The sequence below is a fragment of the Kosakonia radicincitans DSM 16656 genome (assembly GCF_000280495.2).
GTDB lineage: Bacteria > Pseudomonadota > Gammaproteobacteria > Enterobacterales > Enterobacteriaceae > Kosakonia > Kosakonia radicincitans.
In genome coordinates this window covers 3,667,717-3,686,147 of record NZ_CP018016.1, presented here as the reverse complement: position 1 = coordinate 3,686,147, position 18,431 = coordinate 3,667,717, and the positions used below count along the sequence as shown (strand labels likewise).

Genomic DNA, 18,431 nt, shown 5'->3' with positions numbered 1-18,431 from the left:
TCGGCGACCCTTTCTGCATGCGTGACATTTTACAGCACGGCGACAATTGCTTCGCACAGCGGCGACATATTATCCGGCGTCATACCTGCGACGTTAATACGCCCGGAAGCGACAGCGTAAATGCCAAACTCTTCGCGCAAACGCAGCACCTGCTCTTTAGTCAGGCCGCTGAACGAGAACATACCGTTCTGACGGGTAATAAAGCTGAAATCGCGATTAGCCCCTTTCTCCTGCAGCGTATTCACAAACAGCAGGCGCATACGCTGAATACGCTGGCGCATATCGGTCAGCTCCTGTTCCCAGATCGCGCGCAGTGCGTCATTGCTGAGAATGGTTGCCACGATAGAAGCGCCATGTGCTGGTGGATTGGAGTAGTTGGCGCGGATCACGGATTTCATCTGGCTGAAGGCGCGATCGGCGCTTTCTGCATCCGCCGCGACCAGCGTACAGGCGCCGACACGCTCGCTGTAGAGACCGAAGTTTTTGGAGAATGAGCTGGCGACGAGAAATTCTTTATGCAGCGCTGCGAACGCACGCAGGCCTTCAGCATCTTCTTCCAGACCGCGGGCAAACCCCTGATAGGCGAAATCGAACAGCGGCAACCAGCCTTTCTCAATGGAGAGTTTCGCCAGTGTTTCCCACTGCTCAAGTGTAGGATCGATACCCGTCGGGTTATGGCAGCAACCATGGAACAGCACCACATCGCCAGCTTGCGCATTGTTCAGGCTCGCCAGCATGCCGTCGAAATCCAGCGCATGGTTCTGCGCATCGTAATAGTTATATTCGCAGACTTCGAGGCCAGCGGAGTTAAAGACGCCTTTATGGTTCGGCCAGCTTGGATTGCTTACCCAGACGCGCTTAACGGAGGTGTTTTTGGCAAGGAAATCTGCCGCGACGCGCAGCCCGCCGGTGCCGCCCGGAGTCTGTGCGGTACGTGCACGTTTGTCATTGATAATCGCGCTGCCTTTGCCGAACAGCAGTTCCTGGGTGCAACGGCCAAACTCAGGAATACCATCAATGCTGAGGTAGTTCTTGGTGGCTTCATTTTCCAGCAGGTACTGTTCTGCTTTCTTCACGCTGGTTAATACCGGGGTCTTGCCGGTTTCATCTTTATAAACACCGATCCCTAAGTTGATTTTATTGGGGCGTTCATCGGCACGAAACAGATCGGCCAGACCCAGAATAGGGTCGGCAGGGGCAGCGGTTATATTCTCAAACATGACGAGGTTCCATTTTGATGACAGAAGGGAGATCCGCTATCAGGGTAACGGCTGACGCAAGAATTGCCAACCGTTTGCGATAAAAAGCGCGATGCTTTTCAAAAGTCGTCGGCATTTTTGTTTCAGGCATAAAAAAACAGGGCCGGAGCCCTGTTTGATATGCATATAACAGTCGAGGGGTGACTGATTAGAACTGGTAAACGATACCAACTGCAACGGTGTCGTCAGAACCTACGCCCAGTTTGTTGTCTTTATCAATCTGGTTGATGATGTAGTCAACATAGGTGGACATGTTTTTGTTGAAGTAGTAGGTTGCGCCCACTTCTACGTAGTTGATGAAGTCTTCGCTACCAATACCGTCAACATCTTTCGCTTTAGATTTGTAGTAAGCGATGGACGGACGCAGACCGAAATCGAACTGGTACTGTGCAACAACGGAGAAATCCTGAGTTTTGTTCAGGAAGCCATTCTGTGCAACACCGCTTGGCAGCGTGGTATCCAGACGAGTCGCGTTGCGGGTTTCTTCGTACATAGCAGCCAGGTAGATGTTGTTAGCGTCATATTTCAGACCAACAGCCCACTGCTCAGCTTTTTCGCCGGAGGTACCAAAGGCGGTCAGAGCTTGCTGAGCGTTAGTACGGTCAGCCGCGCCATAAGCACCAACGATACCGAAGCCTTCGAAGTCATAGCTTAAAGAAGTCGCCCAGCCGTCGCCGTTGGAACGAGTTGCGTCAGAACGCTCGTTTTTGCCCAGGTACTGGACACCGAAGTTCAGACCGTCAACCAGACCGAAGAAGTTGCTGTTACGGTAAGTAGCCAGACCACCCTGACGACCAGAGAAGAAGTTGTCGCTGTTGCTGGTATCACCACCGAATTCTGGCAGCATATCGGTTACACCGATTGCATCGTATACCAGACCGTAGTTACGACCGTAGTCGAAAGAACCTGCGTCGCCAGCTTTCAGACCAGCAAATGCCAGACGGGTTTTGTTACCATCTTGAACATCAGTACCACCTTCAGAGTTGTTACCCTGGAAGTTGTATTCCCACTGGCCGTAGCCGGTCAGCTGGTCGTTGATTTTGGTTTCGCCTTTAAAGCCCAGACGAGCGTAAGTTTTGTCACCATTGCCAGCGTAGCCATCGCTACCGTTGTCTTTGGTGAAGTAGTGCAGACCTACAGCTTTACCGTAGATATCTACTTTGTTGCCATCTTTGTTATAGATCTCAGCAGCGTTAGCTGCACCCGCTACCAGCAGGGCAGGGATAACCACTGCCAGGATATTGCGCTTCATCATTATTTATTACCCTCATTGGTTTTTTTGGACACCTGCCACTGCCGCCAATAATTTCCGTCAATAAAAATTTACGGAACTATTGATGAGAGTTTGGTGTCTTTCTGTGTCTGAGAGGCATCTTTCCAAACATATAATCGTTTCGCTAGCCTGAAAGTGCTACAAATGTCTTAAAGCGGTAACAAAAAGAAATATTGTGTAAAAAAGTATGAATTTAAGGGAACTTTGTGAACCATCTCAAAGTTCAGCACCAACCGCTGATAAAAACGGCACTCCCATTCCTATTTATATGAATTACTTATATTTAATTGAGATAATAGCTTTTCCTGGTCCGGAACCATTCTCATCTTGCTTTTTCTTATGACAGAGTTTAGCCATCCGGATAGCTGTGTGTTTTTTGTCCAAATGTGCTAATTAACAGCCAGACATATCCCGCAATAACTCCGCCGGTCGTTTTTTGTTCAGACTTATTTCAGGCGTAAAAATGTGCAAAGAAAGGTAAGGGGGGGAGGGATTGCCGACGAGGATGTCGAAAAGTTGTTAACGAAAGTTGACAGGAAAAGGATAAGAAAAAAGCCAGCGTTGAAGCTGGCTTTTTATGTTTATCAGAATGTCGCGCTGCGCGGCGTGCGCGGGAACGGAATCACGTCACGAACGTTCTGTACACCAGTGACATAGGCGATCAGACGCTCGAAGCCGAGACCGAAACCAGAGTGTGGAACCGTGCCGTAACGACGCAGATCGCGATACCACCAGTAGTCTTCTTTATTCAGACCCATTTCGGCCATACGCGCATCCAGCACATCAAGACGCTCTTCACGCTGTGAACCACCGATGATTTCACCGATGCCCGGCGCCAGCACGTCCATCGCGGCAACGGTTTTACCGTCATCGTTCAGGCGCATATAGAATGCTTTAATATCTTTCGGGTAGTTTTTCACTACCACCGGCGCTTTAAAGTGTTTCTCTGCCAGATAGCGTTCATGCTCGGAGGCCAGGTCAACGCCCCAGTAAACCGGGTTCTCGAATTTCTCGCCGCATTTTTCAAGAATAGCGACAGCATCGGTGTAGTCCACCTGCGCGAAATCCGCTGCGATGAAACGCTCAAGACGGCCAATTGCGTCTTTATCTACGCGCTCCTCGAAGAACTTCAGATCGTCGAGACGCTCTTCCAGCACTGCTTTGAAGGCATATTTCAGCATGGCTTCTGCCAGACGGGCGTTATCGTCGAGATTGGCAAAAGCGATTTCCGGTTCCAGCATCCAGAACTCTGCCAGGTGGCGGCTGGTATTGGAGTTTTCAGCGCGGAAGGTCGGGCCGAAGGTATACACTTTTGACAGCGCGCAGGCATATGTTTCGGCGTTCAACTGGCCAGAAACGGTAAGGAAAGCTTCTTTGCCGAAAAAGTCCTTATCAAAATCGACTTTGCCTTCTGCGGTACGTGGCAGGTTTTCCATGTCCAGCGTGGAGACGCGGAACATTTCGCCGGCACCTTCGGTATCCGATGCGGTAATCAGCGGTGAGGAGACCCAGAAAAAGCCCTGCTCGTCGAAGAAACGATGCAGCGCCTGCGCCAGCGTATGGCGAACGCGGGCCACCGCGCCAATCAGGTTGGTGCGCGGACGCAGGTGCGCAACTTCACGCAGATACTCAATGCTGTGGCGTTTTGCCGCCATCGGATAGGTATCCGGATCTTCAACCCAGCCGGTCACTTCAACAGAGGTGGCCTGAATTTCCAGACTCTGACCTTCCCCCGGAGATGCAACCACTTTACCGGTGACGATCACTGAGCAACCGGTGGTCAGACGCAAAACGTCCTGATTGTAATTGGGCAGAGAATTATTAATAACGGCCTGTACAGGATTAAAGCAGGAGCCGTCATAAACGGCGAGGAAGGAGATACCAGCTTTAGAATCTCGGCGGGTGCGTACCCATCCGCGCACGGTGACTTCACTGTCAACGGCAACGCGGCCATGGAATACGTCGGCTACAGGCACAACGCTCATAATATTCTCTCTATTAATAGTCGGAAAAAATAAACACTTTGTCCGCCCAAAAAGACGGGGTTTTCTATGTTACCTGGCGTGCGCCATCAGACAAGCAGAATTAGCAAGGAAGCATTAATAAATTATCGGAAAAAAGAAGGGAGCCGTCGGCTCCCTTGTGATTAGCTGGCCTTTCTGACTTGCGGCAGGTCGAAGGCTTCGCGCAGCGCGCGGACGAAGGCTTTATCGTGGCAGATGGTTTTGCCGGGGCTGTCAGATAGTTTCGCCACCGGTTTTCCATTGCACTCCACCAGCTTGATAACAATATTGAGCGGCTTCACGCCCGGAATATCGCAGGTGAGACGCGTCCCGATACCAAAACCGAGTTTAACGCGGGAGGCAAAGTGACGATAGAGGTCGAGTGCTTTCGTCAAATCGAGGTTATCGGAGAAGATTAGCGTCTTCGACAGCGGATCGATGCCGAGTTTTTCATAATGAGCAATGGCTTTTTCGCCCCATTCGACCGGATCGCCTGAATCATGACGCAGGCCCTGGTAACGCGTGGCGAATTCTGCACCGAAGTCGCGTAAAAACGCATCCATCGTAATGCAGTCGGTCAGCGCAATCCCCAACTGGTTGGGATACTCCTCCAGCCATGCAGCTAACGCCGCGCGCTGGCTGGTGGCCAGATCCGGGCTGATTTGCTGGTGCGCCTGGAACCATTCATGTGCCTGTGTACCCATCGGCGTCAGCGACAGGCGACGCGCCAGATCGTAATTACTGGTGCCAATAAACCACGGTTCCTGTTGCAGACGTTCCACAATCGCTTGCTGCACATCGCGGGAGAAGCGACGGCGGGTGCCGAAATCCATCAGCCGGAAACCGGACATATCCAACTGTTCTGAGCGAACAGCAAAATCAGCCAGTTTTTCTTCCAGATGCAGCAGAGCCTGCTGCACGCCAGCCTGCGGCGAGCGGCAGCGGTGAACCACTTCACTGATCACCGCCAGCAGCGGAACTTCCCACATAATGACTTCACGCCACGGCCCGGAAAGGCGGATATGCAGCTTGCCGTTATCATTGGTGATCGTTACCTGTTGCGGATCGTAACGAAACTCCCGCAGCCAGTTGAGGTAATCGGTTTTGAAGAAGGGGAGGCCGGAGAGCCACTGGTACTCGTCATCCTGCAAGCGCAGATGCTGCATCGCATCAACTTGTTCGCGGATAGCATCGGCGTAGATACCCAGCAGATCGTCGCCGCGGCAGCGGAATTCAGCCGTGACGTGCACGTCATAATAATGATGGAACACCGCTTGCTGCATATGCAGCTTATAGGCGTCGGTATCCAGCAGCGTTTGCAGACCAGGGAAAGCGAGTTGAGTCATGGTGCGCAGTAGCATCCTCTTACAGGAGCGTTTAGTACAATAAACAAAGCAGGTCGTCGCTGGAGTATACCTTGTTTACCAGGTTATTGAACCCTGATCACACCATATCGTGCTGAAAGGGTCGATGGCATTTTGTGCCTCTTGTTATAAAAATGTAGCAAGCAGAGCTTTTCCCTCTGAAAAGATGAACATTCTACATGGCGCGATTTGGGCAACCGGAATAGACTGGAGTCGTAACCAAACAGAAGATGCTAAAGGTTTTTTATGACACAACAGCCACAAGCCAAATACCGCCACGATTACCGTGCGCCGGATTACCTGATTAGCGATATTGACTTGACCTTTGATCTTGATGCCGCAAAAACCGTCGTTACCGCATTAAGTACCGTGTCACGCCATAGCGCCTCTGCGACGCCGCTGCGCCTTGATGGCGGCGAGCTGAAACTGATTTCAGTGCATGTTAATGATGAACCCTGGACCAACTATAAAGAAGAAGGCTCCCAGCTGGTTCTCGATGGCCTGCCGGAACGCTTTACTCTGCGCATTGTGAATGAGATCAGCCCTGCGGCGAATACCGCGCTGGAAGGGCTTTATCAGTCCGGCGAAGCGCTGTGTACGCAGTGTGAAGCCGAAGGTTTCCGCCATATTACCTGGTATCTCGATCGCCCGGACGTGCTGGCCCGCTTTACCACCAAACTGATCGCCGATAAATCCCGCTACCCGTTCCTGCTGTCGAACGGCAACCGCGTGGCGCAGGGCGAGCTGGAGAATGGCCGTCACTGGGTACAGTGGCAGGATCCGTTCCCGAAACCGTGCTATCTGTTTGCGCTGGTGGCCGGTGATTTTGACGTCCTGCGCGATACCTTTACTACCCGCTCCGGGCGTGAAGTCGCGCTGGAGCTGTATGTCGATCGCGGCAACCTCGATCGCGCGCCGTGGGCGATGACCTCGCTGAAAAACTCGATGAAGTGGGATGAGCAGCGTTTCGGTCTGGAATACGATCTTGACATCTATATGATCGTCGCTGTCGACTTCTTTAATATGGGGGCGATGGAGAATAAAGGGCTGAATATCTTCAATTCTAAATACGTTCTCGCCCGCACCGATACCGCTACGGATAAAGATTATCTCGATATTGAGCGCGTTATCGGCCACGAATATTTTCACAACTGGACCGGTAACCGCGTGACCTGCCGCGACTGGTTCCAGCTCAGCCTGAAAGAGGGGCTGACAGTCTTCCGCGACCAGGAGTTCAGCTCCGATCTGGGTTCCCGCGCGGTTAACCGCATTAACAACGTTCGCACCATGCGCGGCCTGCAATTCGCCGAAGACGCCAGCCCGATGGCGCACCCGATCCGTCCGGACAAAGTTATCGAGATGAATAACTTCTATACCCTGACGGTGTATGAAAAGGGTGCGGAAGTGATCCGCATGATGCACACGCTGCTTGGCGAAGCGAATTTCCAGAAAGGGATGCAGCTCTACTTTGAACGTCATGACGGCAGCGCAGCGACCTGTGACGACTTCGTGCAGGCGATGGAAGATGCGTCGAATGTCGATCTGTCGCATTTCCGCCGTTGGTACAGCCAGGCCGGTACGCCGATTGTAACGGTGTCTGACGATTACAACCCGAATACCGAGCAGTACACGCTGACCATCAGCCAGCGCACACCGCCAACGGCCGAGCAGCAGGAGAAACAGCCGCTGCACATTCCGTTCGATATCGAACTGTACGATAACGAAGGCAAGGTGATCCCGCTGCAGAAAGATGGCCACCCGGTTCATCATGTGCTGAATGTCACTCAGGCCGAGCAGACCTTTATTTTCGACAATATCTACTTCCAGCCGGTACCCTCGCTGCTGCGTGAGTTTTCCGCGCCGGTGAAACTGGAATATAAATGGAGCGATCAGCAGTTAACCTTCCTGATGCGTCATGCCAGCAATGATTTCTCGCGTTGGGACGCGGCGCAAAGCCTGCTGGCTACGCACATCAAACTGAATGTTGCGCGCCATCAGCAAGGCCAGGCGCTGTCGCTGCCGCTGCATGTTGCCGACGCGTTCCGCGCCATTTTGCTTGATGAGCAGATCGATCCGGCGCTGGCCGCTGAGATCCTCACGCTGCCATCAGCGAATGAAATTGCCGAACTGTTTGACATCATCGATCCGCTGGCGATTGCTGCCGTTCGCGAAGCGTTAACCCGTACGCTGGCGACAGAGCTGGCTGATGAGTTCCTGGCGATTTATCACGCTCACAAACTCGACCGCTACCAGGTTGAACATGCCGATATCGGCAAGCGTTCCCTGCGTAACACCGCGCTGCGCTACCTGGCGTTCGGCGATGCACAGCTGGCCGACAAGCTGGTCAGCCAGCAGTACCACGATGCGGACAATATGACGGATGCGCTGGCCGCGCTCTCTGCTGCTGTTGCCGCGCAGCTTCCGTGCCGCGATGCGCTGATGCAGGAGTACGATGACAAGTGGCATCAGGACGGTCTGGTGATGGATAAATGGTTCATCCTGCAGGCGACAAGCCCGGCGGATAACGTGCTGGAAACAGTACGCAGCCTGCTGAAACACCGCTCGTTCTCTCTGAGCAACCCGAACCGTATTCGCTCGCTGATCGGCGCCTTTGCTGGCAGCAACCCGGCGGCGTTCCACGCGCAGGATGGTAGCGGCTATCAGTTCCTGGTGGAAATGTTAACCGAGCTGAACAGCCGCAACCCGCAAGTGGCATCGCGTTTGATTGAGCCGCTGATCCGCCTGAAACGTTATGACAGCAAACGTCAGGCGCTAATGCGTGCAGCACTGGAACAGCTGAAAGCGCTGCCGAATCTCTCCGGCGATCTGTTTGAGAAAGTCAGCAAAGCGCTGGCGTGATGCTGTATGGCCCGGTGGCACAGTGTTTACCGGGCCTCTATCGGTTGGATAAGACGCAGCCGTCATCCGGCTGCTATTCAGCGTGGCAGGCTTTCTGCCTGCCCATTTCGTAAGTCCGATAAGCATCGCGCCATCGGGCAAAAAGCGGGCTAAGCGTGGCGAGTCCGGGGCAATGCACTCTGTTCCGACTCGCCGCGTTTCATCACCCGGTTCAGTACCTCTTCTTCCAGTTCCGCCAGCCTTACCGAACCCAGGCGGCGCGGGCGCGGCAGATCGATGGTCAAATCGAGGCCGATTTTCCCTTCCTCTATCAATAACACGCGATCCGCCATCGCCACCGCTTCACTGACATCGTGCGTCACCAGCACCACGGTAAAACCATAGCTTTGCCACAATTCAGTGATCAGCGCCTGCATCTCCAGCCGGGTTAAGGCATCCAGTGCGCCTAACGGTTCATCCAACAATAACAATCCCGGTTGATGCACCAGCGCGCGAGCCAGCGCGACGCGCTGTTTTTGCCCGCCCGAAAGGGCGGCAGGCCACTCACTGGCCCGTTGTTCCAGCCCCACTGACTGTAACGCTTGTTGTGCTGCTTCGAGCCAGCGGCCTTTCAGCCCCAGCCCGACATTATCAATCACCGATTTCCATGGCAGCAGACGCGCATCCTGAAACATCATGCGCGTGTCATGCTGAATTTCTGCAAGCGGTGTATTGCCAGCCAGCAACTCTCCGCCGTTCGGCGACTCCAGACCGGCCAGCAGGCGCAGCAGGGTGCTTTTCCCGCCGCCGCTGCGGCCCACCACGGCAATAAACTGCCCGGCGGCGATATGCAAATCCAGCGCATTCAGCACCAGGTTGTTGCCGTAACGTTTGCTGACGCCGTTGAGTAACAACGGGATCCCCTGATTCAGTCGGGCAGTATTCATGCGGTGACCTCTTTGGTGTGGTAAGCGGGATGCCAGCGCAGCCACAGGCGCTCCAGCAGTTGTGCGCTGACATCTGCCAGTTTGCCAAGCAGGGCATAGAGAATAATGGCGACCACTACGACATCGGTTTGCAGGAACTCGCGGGCGTTCATCGCCAGGTAACCGATCCCGGCGTTGGCTGAAATGGTTTCCGCCACAATTAATGTCAGCCACATCAAACCGAGTGCAAAACGCACACCCACCATTATTGACGGTAGCGCGCCGGGCAGAATCACATGGATGAAAAGGCTGAAACCCGAAAGGCCGTAGCTGCGCGCCATCTCCAGCAGACCCTGGTCAATATTGCGGATGCCATGCCAGGTGTTGATATAGATGGGGAATAGCGTACCGAGGGCCACGAGGAATATTTTGGCACTCTCGTCGATACCGAACCATAAAATCACCAGCGGGATCAGCGCCAGATGCGGCACATTACGCAGCATCTGAATGGACGTATCCAGCAGGCGTTCTCCCCAACGCGACAGGCCGCTGATAAGCCCGAGCGTCAAGCCAATCGAACCGCCGATGGAGAAGCCAATCACCGCCCGCCACGAACTGATGGCCAGATGCTGCCACAACTCGCCGCTGGCGCTCAGCGTCCAGAACGCTTTTACGACGCCTTCCGGTGAAGGCAGGATGCGCGTAGATAACCAGCCGGTAGAGGAGGCGATTTGCCAGACCACCACAATCCCGGCGGGCAGCAGCCACGGAGCGAGGTGCAGTAACCATCTGTTTTGTTGAGCCATAGAAACCTCAGCTTTGCGCCACTTTGCGGGGAATGAACTCATTTGCCACCGTTTCGCCCTGCAATTTCAATGACTGTGGCTGCGGGATCTCCGGAATGGCGACATCGAGATGCGGGAACAGCAGCTCGCCCACCCGGTATGCCTCTTCCAGATGCGGATAGCCGGAAAGGATAAAACTGTCGATCCCCAGCGCGGCGTATTCATTAATCCGCGCGGCAACCGTCGGGCCATCGCCGACCAACGCTGTTCCTGCGCCGCCGCGTACCAGACCGACGCCCGCCCAAAGGTTAGGGCTGATCTCCAGTTGATCACGCTTACCGCCGTGTAGCGCCACCATGCGTTGCTGGCCGACGGAATCCTGACGCGCAAAAGTAGACTGCGCTTTGGCGATGGTCTCTTCATCAAGATGAGAAATCAGGCGATCCGCTGCCTGCCAGGCTTCGGCAGTGGTTTCACGAACGATGACATGCAGGCGAATACCAAACCGCACCTTACGGCCATGGGCTGCGGCTTTGGCGCGCACCTGGGCAATCTTCTCTTTCACCCGCTCCGGCGGTTCACCCCAGGTGAGATAGAGATCGACCTGTTCCGCAGCCAGATCCTGCGCCACATCCGAGGAGCCGCCGAAATAGAGCGGCGGACGCGGCTGCTGCACCGGTGGAAAAAAGAGCTTCGCCCCGCGAACATGAATATGTTTGCCTTCGTAATCCACCGTGTCACCCTCCAGCAGGCGGCGCCAGACATGGGTGAATTCGGAGGAGACTTCATAGCGTTCGTTGTGATCGAGAAAGACGCCATCACCGGCCAGTTCCTGCGGATCGCTGCCGGTGACCAGGTTAAACAGTGCACGGCCGTTAGAGAGCCTGTCCAGCGTTGCCGCCTGACGCGCCGCGACGGTCGGCGAGACCACGCTTGGACGCAACGCGACCAGAAATTTTAAGCGCTGAGTGACCGGAATCAGCGAGGCGGCCACCAGCCACGCATCTTCGCACGAACGGCCAGTAGGAATTAACACACCGCTAAAACCCAGCCGGTCGGCAGCCTGCGCGATTTGCTGCAAATAGTTATGATCCACCGGGCGTGAGCCCTCGTCGGTGCCAAGATAGTGGCCGTCGCCGTGCGTCGGTAAAAACCAGAACAGATTCAGACTCATGATTTCGCTCCTTCTTTGGTCGGCTGCCAGATACGGGTACGGATGTCGACCTTCTTCGGCACCAGGTGGTTGTCATAAAAGAGATCGGCGGTTTGTTGCTGCAACGCTGCAGTGGCTTCATTAACTGGTGCGATTTTGGTTGGCGGGCGATGATCGAAATAGGTGGAAATCACCGCAGGCGGCAGCCCCATGGTTTTTGCCAGCAGCGCCACGCTTTCGTCGCGGTGGCTAATGGTTAAGGCATCGGCTTCGCTAAAGGTATCCAGCACGCCCTGCAGGAATTCACCGTTCTTTTCTGCATACGGGCGAGCGGCTAAATAGAAGGAACCGGTCTGTTTGAGTGTGGTGCCGTCTTTCAGTACCCGTACGCCACCCTGCAACAAGGCCGCAGAGTAGTAAGGATCCCAGATTGCCCATGCATCCACATTCCCTTGCTGGAAAGCAGCGCGTGCATCGGCAGGCGTCAGAAACACCGGTTGAATATCACTGAACTTCAGCCCGGCCTGTTGCAGGGCGCGCAGCAGCAAGTTATGGGAGCTGGAGCCTTTCTGGAACGCCACTTTATGTCCTTTCAGATCGGCCACCGTCTTGATTGGGCTGCTTTCCGCCACCAGAATCACTTCGGCTTTCGGTTTCGGCGGCTCTACCCCGACATACACCAGATCCGCGCCTGCTGCCTGCGCAAAGATGGGGGGAATATCGCCGGTGCTGCCAAGATCAATACTGCCGACATTAAGCGCTTCCAGCATCTGCGGACCTGCCGGAAATTCGACCCAGGAAATTTTGGTGTTCGGGTAGCGTTTTTCCAGCAGCCCATGGCTTTTTGCCAGCACCATACTGACGCTGCCTTTTTGGTAGCCAATACGCAGCGCGTCCGGTGCGGGATCTGCGGCCTGCGATAAAGCGGAAAACGACAGCAGCCCGGCCAGCGCCAGCCAGGGGAAACGATTAAACATGAGCAATTCCTTGTGGGCGGTGAAAATCCGGTGCCTGAATCTCCCGGCGGTGCAGCGCCTGCCAGAAAGTTTCCAGCGCGTTATCAAGGCGCATTTGCAGGTTCGGCGTCAGGCTGGGTTTGTGCTGGTAATCCAGCACCTGGGTATCGTCGGCAAACACGCCGTGCAGGATCTCTTGCGCCTTCAGCGCGCTGAGCACCGGTTTCAGGGCGTAATCCACCGCCAGCATGTGCGCCACGGTGCCGCCGGTCGCTAACGGTAATACGACTTTGCCTTCCAGCGCCCGCTCAGGGAGCAGATCAAGCAGGGCTTTCAGCGCTCCGGCATAAGCGGCTTTGTAAACAGGCGTGGCAACAATTAGTCCGTCTGCTTCTTTTAGTTGTTCAATAAAGGTTTGCAGGGCAGGGCTATCGAAACGCGCATAAATGAGATCTTCCGGCGCGAAGTTTTGCAGATGCCAGTGGCACACTTCGACGTCTTGCGCGTTGAGGCGCTCGCGGGCATATTCCAGCAGCGCGCTGGAGCGGGAGGGGAAGCGTGGGCTTCCCGCCAGGGTGACAACTCGCATAATCGCTCCTTATAACCAATTGTTTTCTTTTAGATAACATTCATAACAATTTCCTCCAGTGTGGCAGAGGCGATTTATTCCACTAAATGATTTATTCGAAGAAAAATTGCTGAAAAATGCATAAAGCAAAACGAGGAGAGAAAACGATTGCGTCGGATGCGCTTTTTTTGCCACAGGTCAATTCCCTTTCGCGGCACTTTCACTGATAATACGCCCCCGGTTTGCACCCGGGAATTCAGGAGAGTTCATGTACTACCCTTTCGTTCGTAAAGCCCTTTTTCAGCTCGATCCAGAGCGCGCCCATGAATTGACCTTCCAGCAGTTGCGCCGTATTACCGGAACGCCTTTTGAGGCACTGGTTCGTCAGCGCGTGCCGGAAAAACCTGTGCAGTGCATGGGACTGACGTTTAAGAACCCGCTGGGATTGGCGGCCGGGCTGGATAAAAACGGTGAATGCATCGATGCACTGGGGGCAATGGGTTTTGGCTCCATTGAGATCGGTACCGTTACGCCTCGCCCGCAGCCGGGAAATGACAAGCCGAGGATCTTCCGTCTGGTGGATGCTGAAGGTCTGATCAACCGCATGGGGTTTAATAATCTTGGCGTGGATAACCTGGTCGAGAACGTCAAAAAATCGCATTTTGACGGTGTACTGGGCATTAATATTGGTAAAAATAAAGACACGCCGGTAGAGCAGGGGAAAGATGACTATCTGATTTGCATGGAAAAAGTCTATGCTTATGCCGGTTATATCGCCATTAATATTTCCTCACCGAATACCCCAGGTTTACGCACGCTGCAATATGGCGAAGCGCTGGATGATCTTTTAACGGCGATTAAAAATAAGCAGAACGATCTGCAAAACATCCACCATAAATATGTTCCGGTGGCGGTGAAGATCGCGCCCGATCTTTCTGAAGAAGAATTGATCCAGGTGGCCGACAGTTTAGTTCGCCACAATATTGATGGTGTTATTGCTACCAATACCACGCTGGAAAGATCGCTGGTGCAGGGAATGAAACACTGTGATGAAACCGGTGGTTTAAGTGGACGCCCGCTGCAATTAAAAAGCACGGAAATAATCCGTCGCCTGTCGCAGGAATTAAATGGTCGTTTGCCAATTATCGGCGTCGGCGGTATTGACTCAGTGATTGCTGCCCGTGAGAAGATCGCTGCGGGTGCGTCTATCGTGCAAATTTATTCCGGCTTTATTTTTAAAGGCCCGCCGCTGATTAAAGAAATCGTCACCCATATCTAATCTTTTTTTGTCAGTATGTATCCAGGGCTTTATTTCCGGCCCTGGTTGTTTTATATTCCCTCATTGTTGCTAATTTGTACATTGTGGTCTTTTATTATTAGAGCAATAAGCGAGACGGCGACAGGATAAAAAAGCGACAGGAAGTTTAAGGGGAGGGGAGAGAACAATGCGAATTAAACCTGATGATAATTGGCGCTGGTATTTTGATGACGAGCACGATCGTATGATGCTCGATTTAGCCAATGGCATGTTATTTCGCTCCCGTTTTGCCCGAAAAATGCTGACGCCGGATGCGTTTTCACCTTCCGGTTTTTGTGTTGATGACGCTGCTTTATATTTCTCGTTTGAGGAAAAATGCCGCAACCTTGATCTCTCTAATGAGCAGCGTGCGGAACTGGTACTTAACGCGCTCGTGGCGATTCGCTTCCTGAAACCGCAAATGCCGAAAAGCTGGCACTTTATGACGCACGATACGCTCTGGTCGCCGGCGACCGGTGAAGGTGCCTGTGTCTGGCTGAGCGACACTCAGGAGTGCGTAAACCTGCTGGTGGTTGAGCCGGGCGAAAATGCTGCACTGTGCCTGCTGGCGCAACCCGGCGTGGTGATTGCCGGGCGCACGATGCAACTGGGTGATGCGATTAAGGTGATGAACGATCGCCTGAAACCCCAGCTTCACGCCGAGAGTCTCCGTTTCGAACAGGCGGTTTAAGCCTCCAGTCGCAGTGCCGTTTTCGGAATACAACTGCAACAGAGGATGGCACCGCCCTGCCTGATGGCCGATTTTTTCATCGCACTCACTTCACCTTCAATCAGCTTGATCTGGCAACAGCCGCATATGCCTGCCCGGCAGGAATAGGGTACGCGGATCCCCTGATTTTCCAGTTGCTCCAGCAGCACCTGCTGATTGTTGCCAATAAATGTTTGCCCCTGCCAGCTAATCTCTACTGTTCCCGCTGCCTGAACTTCCGGTTCCAGCGCTTCTGCCACGGCGCCAGCGCCATAAATTTTTGCTGGTGCGGTCGCCAGCACGGCCACGTCGTCGCCCACGCGGATGACGCCACTGTTGCGCGCAATCAGGTTCTGCCCAAAATCGACTTCGCCGTTATCCTGCGCAGTACGAAAACCTTGCAGCGTGGATAACGGTTCGCCGGTCGGATGTTTTTGCCCACGCTCCGGGCTGACGGTGGTAAATACGCAACGGCTACACGGTTTAACAACATCAAACACCACATCGCCGATACGCACGACTTTCCAGCTATCCTCTTCCCACGCTTGCGCGCCAGTTACCACCAGGTTGGGGCGAAACTGCTCCATCTTCACGCTGGCCGGGCAGCGGTTTTGCAAATCACGCAGCGAAGCTTCGTTGGTCAATAAATAAGGGAAACCGTCAGCAAAGGAGAGCGGTACATCTTCATAACGCTTAACACGGCGGGTTAATTCCGGGCCGACCCAGCGCAATTGCACTTCACGGGCGAAAAAGCCGCTGAGCCAGCGATTAATCTCATCCGGCGCGATTAGCGCGGTAAAATGGTTGCCCCACACTTCCGTTGGCGCGCCATCAGGCGCAAAATCGGTAAAACGAATTATCGCGCCACTGCCGTCCGGTGCGGTCAGATGCAGGCCATCGGTTAATGGCGAGGGTGTAAAGCGTACCATCTGCGGATACTGACGCGCGGTAATAAAAGTGCCATCGGGCTGAGTGACCATAAAAATACGGTCAAAAGCAAAGCCGCTGGCATCGGCAAGCGCATGCGTCAGCCCAATACCGCGCATGGATTTCACCGGATGGATAAAGAGACGCGAAATCGTAGGCACGTCTTGCCCCCTGTAAGTCGAAAATAAGCCCTCAACTTTATGACATGACCGCCAGATTAGCTATAATGCGCAACAATTTTCGTTGAGTATAAGTGACATTATGATTTCTCTGTTTGCCAGTACGGCCCGCGGGCTGGAAGAGCTGTTAAAAACTGAACTGGAAAAACTCGGCGCGCAGGAGTGCCGCGTGGTTCAGGGTGGTGTCCATTTTGAAGGTGACACGCGGCTTCTGTACCAGAGCCTGATGTGGAGTCGCCTGGCTTCGCGCATTATGTTGCCGCTCGGAGAGTGCAAGGTTTATAGCGATCTTGACCTTTATCTCGGTGTGCAGGCGATCAACTGGACAGAGATTTTCAATCCTGGCGCGACGTTTGCTGTGCACTTTAGCGGTCTGAATGATGAGATTCGCAACAGCCAGTACGGCGCGCTGAAAGTGAAAGACGCCATCGTCGATAGCTTTACCCGCAAAAATCTGCCGCGTCCAAACGTTGAGCGTGAACTGCCGGATCTGCGTATTAACGTCTGGCTGAATCAGGAGACAGCGAATATCTCCCTCGATCTGAGCGGCGAAGGCCTGCACCTGCGCGGCTACCGCGATCGTACCGGTATTGCGCCGATCAAAGAGAACCTGGCAGCAGCCATTGTGATGCGCTCCGGCTGGCAGCCGGGCACACCGCTGCTCGATCCTATGTGCGGTTCCGGCACGCTGCTGATCGAAGCTGCCATGGCGGCAACCGATCGCGCACCGGGTCTGCATCGCGGTCACTGGGGTTTTGGCGGCTGGGCGCAGCATGATGAAGCGCTGTGGAAAGAGGTAAAAGCAGAAGCGCAAACGCGCGCGCGCCAGGGGCTGGCGGGTTATGAATCTCACTTTTACGGCTCCGACAACGATGCGCGTGTTATTGAGCGTGCCCGCAGCAACGCCCGCCGCGCCGGGATTGGCGAGCTGGTGACCTTCGAAGTAAAAGATGTCGCCCAGCTCAGCAATCCGTTGCCGAAAGGCCCGTACGGTACTGTGATCAGTAACCCGCCGTACGGTGAACGTCTGGAGAGCGAGCCGGCACTGATCGCGCTGCATAGCCTGCTGGGTCGCCTGCTGAAAGCGCAGTTTGGCGGCTGGCATCTGTCGCTGTTCAGCGCCTCTGTCGATTTGCTTAACTGCCTGCAACTGCGTGCTGAGCGCCAGTTCAAAGCCAAGAACGGCCCGCTGGATTGCGTACAGAAAAATTACCATCTGGCCGAAAATACCGGCGAAGCAAAAGCGCCAGCGATGGCGGAAGACTATGCCAACCGCCTTCGCAAGAACGTTAAGAAACTGGAGAAATGGGCGCGCCAGGAGGGCATTGAATGCTATCGCCTGTACGATGCCGATCTGCCGGATTACAACGTGGCGGTCGATCGCTACGCCGACTGGGTGGTGGTGCAGGAGTATGCCGCGCCGAAAACCATCGATGCGCAAAAAGCGCGCCAGCGCCTGTTTGATATTATCGCCGCCACCATCCAGGTGCTGGGTATCGCCCCGAACAAGCTGGTGCTGAAAACCCGCGAGCGGCAAAAGGGCACCAATCAGTATCAGAAAATGAACGAGAAGGGCGACTTTATGGAGGTGAGCGAATACAACGCCCGCCTGTGGGTCAACCTGACGGACTATCTGGATACCGGCCTGTTCCTTGACCACCGTATTGCCCGCCGTATGCTGGGGCAGATGAGCAAGGGTAAAGACTTCCTCAATCTCTTCTCCTACACCGGCAGCGCCAGCGTGCATGCCGGTCTGGGCGGCGCGCGTTCCACCACTACGGTGGATATGTCGCGTACTTATCTGGAGTGGGCCGAGCGCAACCTGCGCCTTAACGGCCTGAGCGGCCGCGCTCATCGCCTGATTCAGGCCGATTGTCTGAGCTGGCTGCGTGAGACCGATGAGCAGTTCGATCTGATCTTTATCGATCCGCCGACCTTCTCCAACTCCAAACGTATGGAAGACTCTTTTGATGTGCAGCGCGATCATATGCGTCTGATGCAGGATCTGAAACGCCTGCTGCGCAAAGGCGGCACCATTATGTTTTCCAATAACAAACGCGGTTTCCGTATGGATCTCGACGGGCTGGCGAAACTGGGTCTGCAGGCACAAGAAATTACTCAAAAAACGCAGTCGCAGGATTTTGCCCGCAACCGTCAAATCCACAACTGCTGGCTGATTACCGCAGCCTGAAAG

14 protein-coding genes are annotated in these 18,431 nt (G+C 54.3%); 4 read left to right on the top strand and 10 right to left on the bottom strand.

Translation table 11 applies throughout. The annotated features are described in order from the left end of the window. Window positions 1-29 precede the first annotated feature (29 nt). From Y71_RS17860 to pncB, 4 genes are all read right to left on the bottom strand, one after another. Window positions 30-1,220, bottom strand: coding sequence for an amino acid aminotransferase (locus Y71_RS17860; protein WP_007374159.1), 1,191 nt, complete (start codon window positions 1,218-1,220; stop codon window positions 30-32). A gap of 187 nt (window positions 1,221-1,407) precedes the next feature. Further along, window positions 1,408-2,514, bottom strand: a complete 1,107-nt coding sequence (gene ompF / locus Y71_RS17850; RefSeq protein ID WP_035885850.1) for a porin OmpF — start codon at window positions 2,512-2,514, stop codon at window positions 1,408-1,410. 602 nt (window positions 2,515-3,116) lie between these two features. Then, window positions 3,117-4,517 carry an asparagine--tRNA ligase gene (asnS, locus tag Y71_RS17845; RefSeq protein WP_007374162.1) on the bottom strand — a complete coding sequence of 467 codons (1,401 nt, stop codon included), beginning with the start codon at window positions 4,515-4,517 and terminating at the stop codon, window positions 3,117-3,119. A 161-nt stretch (window positions 4,518-4,678) separates the two neighbouring features. Beyond that, the gene (gene pncB, locus Y71_RS17840; protein ID WP_007374163.1) at window positions 4,679-5,881 is read right to left on the bottom strand and encodes a nicotinate phosphoribosyltransferase; all 1,203 of its coding nucleotides are present in this window, start codon (window positions 5,879-5,881) and stop codon (window positions 4,679-4,681) included. Between the two features lie 264 nt (window positions 5,882-6,145). Here pncB and pepN point away from each other — a divergent pair, with 264 nt between their 5' ends. Beyond that, a complete protein-coding gene (gene pepN, locus Y71_RS17835) occupies window positions 6,146-8,758 on the top strand; it encodes an aminopeptidase N (protein ID WP_007374164.1) in 2,613 nt (870 codons plus the stop codon). A 149-nt stretch (window positions 8,759-8,907) separates the two neighbouring features. On the opposite strand, the gene ssuB is transcribed toward pepN, so the two are convergent. Genes ssuB through ssuE form a run of 5 tightly spaced genes read right to left on the bottom strand, consistent with a single transcriptional unit; the run spans window position 8,908 to window position 13,146 of the window. Continuing rightward, the gene (gene ssuB, locus Y71_RS17830; RefSeq protein WP_007374166.1) at window positions 8,908-9,684 is read right to left on the bottom strand and encodes an aliphatic sulfonates ABC transporter ATP-binding protein; all 777 of its coding nucleotides are present in this window, start codon (window positions 9,682-9,684) and stop codon (window positions 8,908-8,910) included. Continuing rightward, a complete protein-coding gene (gene ssuC, locus Y71_RS17825) occupies window positions 9,681-10,469 on the bottom strand; it encodes an aliphatic sulfonate ABC transporter permease SsuC (protein WP_007374167.1) in 789 nt (262 codons plus the stop codon). Before ssuC ends, ssuB begins: the two co-directional genes overlap by 4 nt. A gap of 7 nt (window positions 10,470-10,476) precedes the next feature. Beyond that, on the bottom strand, window positions 10,477-11,622 hold the full coding sequence (gene ssuD / locus Y71_RS17820; protein ID WP_007374168.1) for an FMNH2-dependent alkanesulfonate monooxygenase: 1,146 nt from the start codon (window positions 11,620-11,622) through the stop codon (window positions 10,477-10,479). After that, window positions 11,619-12,578, bottom strand: coding sequence for a sulfonate ABC transporter substrate-binding protein (locus Y71_RS17815; RefSeq protein ID WP_007374169.1), 960 nt, complete (start codon window positions 12,576-12,578; stop codon window positions 11,619-11,621). Before Y71_RS17815 ends, ssuD begins: the two co-directional genes overlap by 4 nt. Then, complete coding sequence (gene ssuE / locus Y71_RS17810; protein ID WP_007374170.1) at window positions 12,571-13,146, bottom strand: NADPH-dependent FMN reductase; 576 nt, start codon at window positions 13,144-13,146, stop codon at window positions 12,571-12,573. Before ssuE ends, Y71_RS17815 begins: the two co-directional genes overlap by 8 nt. 247 nt (window positions 13,147-13,393) lie before the next feature. On the opposite strand from ssuE, the gene pyrD reads away from it, so the two are divergent. Continuing rightward, window positions 13,394-14,404 (top strand): quinone-dependent dihydroorotate dehydrogenase, encoded by a 1,011-nt coding sequence (gene pyrD / locus Y71_RS17800; RefSeq protein WP_007374172.1) that lies wholly within the window; start codon window positions 13,394-13,396, stop codon window positions 14,402-14,404. A 166-nt stretch (window positions 14,405-14,570) separates the two neighbouring features. Further along, a complete protein-coding gene (zapC, locus tag Y71_RS17795) occupies window positions 14,571-15,113 on the top strand; it encodes a cell division protein ZapC (RefSeq protein WP_007374173.1) in 543 nt (180 codons plus the stop codon). Here the strand turns inward: zapC and Y71_RS17790 are convergent. Next, window positions 15,110-16,219 (bottom strand): YcbX family protein, encoded by a 1,110-nt coding sequence (locus Y71_RS17790; RefSeq protein ID WP_081120824.1) that lies wholly within the window; start codon window positions 16,217-16,219, stop codon window positions 15,110-15,112. The genes zapC and Y71_RS17790 overlap by 4 nt on opposite strands. 100 nt (window positions 16,220-16,319) lie before the next feature. On the opposite strand from Y71_RS17790, the gene rlmKL reads away from it, so the two are divergent. Beyond that, on the top strand, window positions 16,320-18,428 hold the full coding sequence (gene rlmKL / locus Y71_RS17785) for a bifunctional 23S rRNA (guanine(2069)-N(7))-methyltransferase RlmK/23S rRNA (guanine(2445)-N(2))-methyltransferase RlmL (protein ID WP_007374175.1): 2,109 nt from the start codon (window positions 16,320-16,322) through the stop codon (window positions 18,426-18,428). Window positions 18,429-18,431 lie beyond the last annotated feature (3 nt).

Bases quoted from the DNA above. Each gene is read 5' to 3' on its own strand.
- Y71_RS17860 (WP_007374159.1), bottom strand. From the start codon at position 1,220: ATGTTTGAGAATATAACCGCTGCCCCTGCCGACCCTATTCTGGGTCTG.
- ompF (WP_035885850.1), bottom strand. From the start codon at position 2,514: ATGATGAAGCGCAATATCCTGGCAGTGGTTATCCCTGCCCTGCTGGTA.
- asnS (WP_007374162.1), bottom strand. From the start codon at position 4,517: ATGAGCGTTGTGCCTGTAGCCGACGTATTCCATGGCCGCGTTGCCGTT.
- pncB (WP_007374163.1), bottom strand. From the start codon at position 5,881: ATGACTCAACTCGCTTTCCCTGGTCTGCAAACGCTGCTGGATACCGAC.
- pepN (WP_007374164.1), top strand. From the start codon at position 6,146: ATGACACAACAGCCACAAGCCAAATACCGCCACGATTACCGTGCGCCG.
- ssuB (WP_007374166.1), bottom strand. From the start codon at position 9,684: ATGAATACTGCCCGACTGAATCAGGGGATCCCGTTGTTACTCAACGGC.
- ssuC (WP_007374167.1), bottom strand. From the start codon at position 10,469: ATGGCTCAACAAAACAGATGGTTACTGCACCTCGCTCCGTGGCTGCTG.
- ssuD (WP_007374168.1), bottom strand. From the start codon at position 11,622: ATGAGTCTGAATCTGTTCTGGTTTTTACCGACGCACGGCGACGGCCAC.
- Y71_RS17815 (WP_007374169.1), bottom strand. From the start codon at position 12,578: ATGTTTAATCGTTTCCCCTGGCTGGCGCTGGCCGGGCTGCTGTCGTTT.
- ssuE (WP_007374170.1), bottom strand. From the start codon at position 13,146: ATGCGAGTTGTCACCCTGGCGGGAAGCCCACGCTTCCCCTCCCGCTCC.
- pyrD (WP_007374172.1), top strand. From the start codon at position 13,394: ATGTACTACCCTTTCGTTCGTAAAGCCCTTTTTCAGCTCGATCCAGAG.
- zapC (WP_007374173.1), top strand. From the start codon at position 14,571: ATGCGAATTAAACCTGATGATAATTGGCGCTGGTATTTTGATGACGAG.
- rlmKL (WP_007374175.1), top strand. From the start codon at position 16,320: ATGATTTCTCTGTTTGCCAGTACGGCCCGCGGGCTGGAAGAGCTGTTA.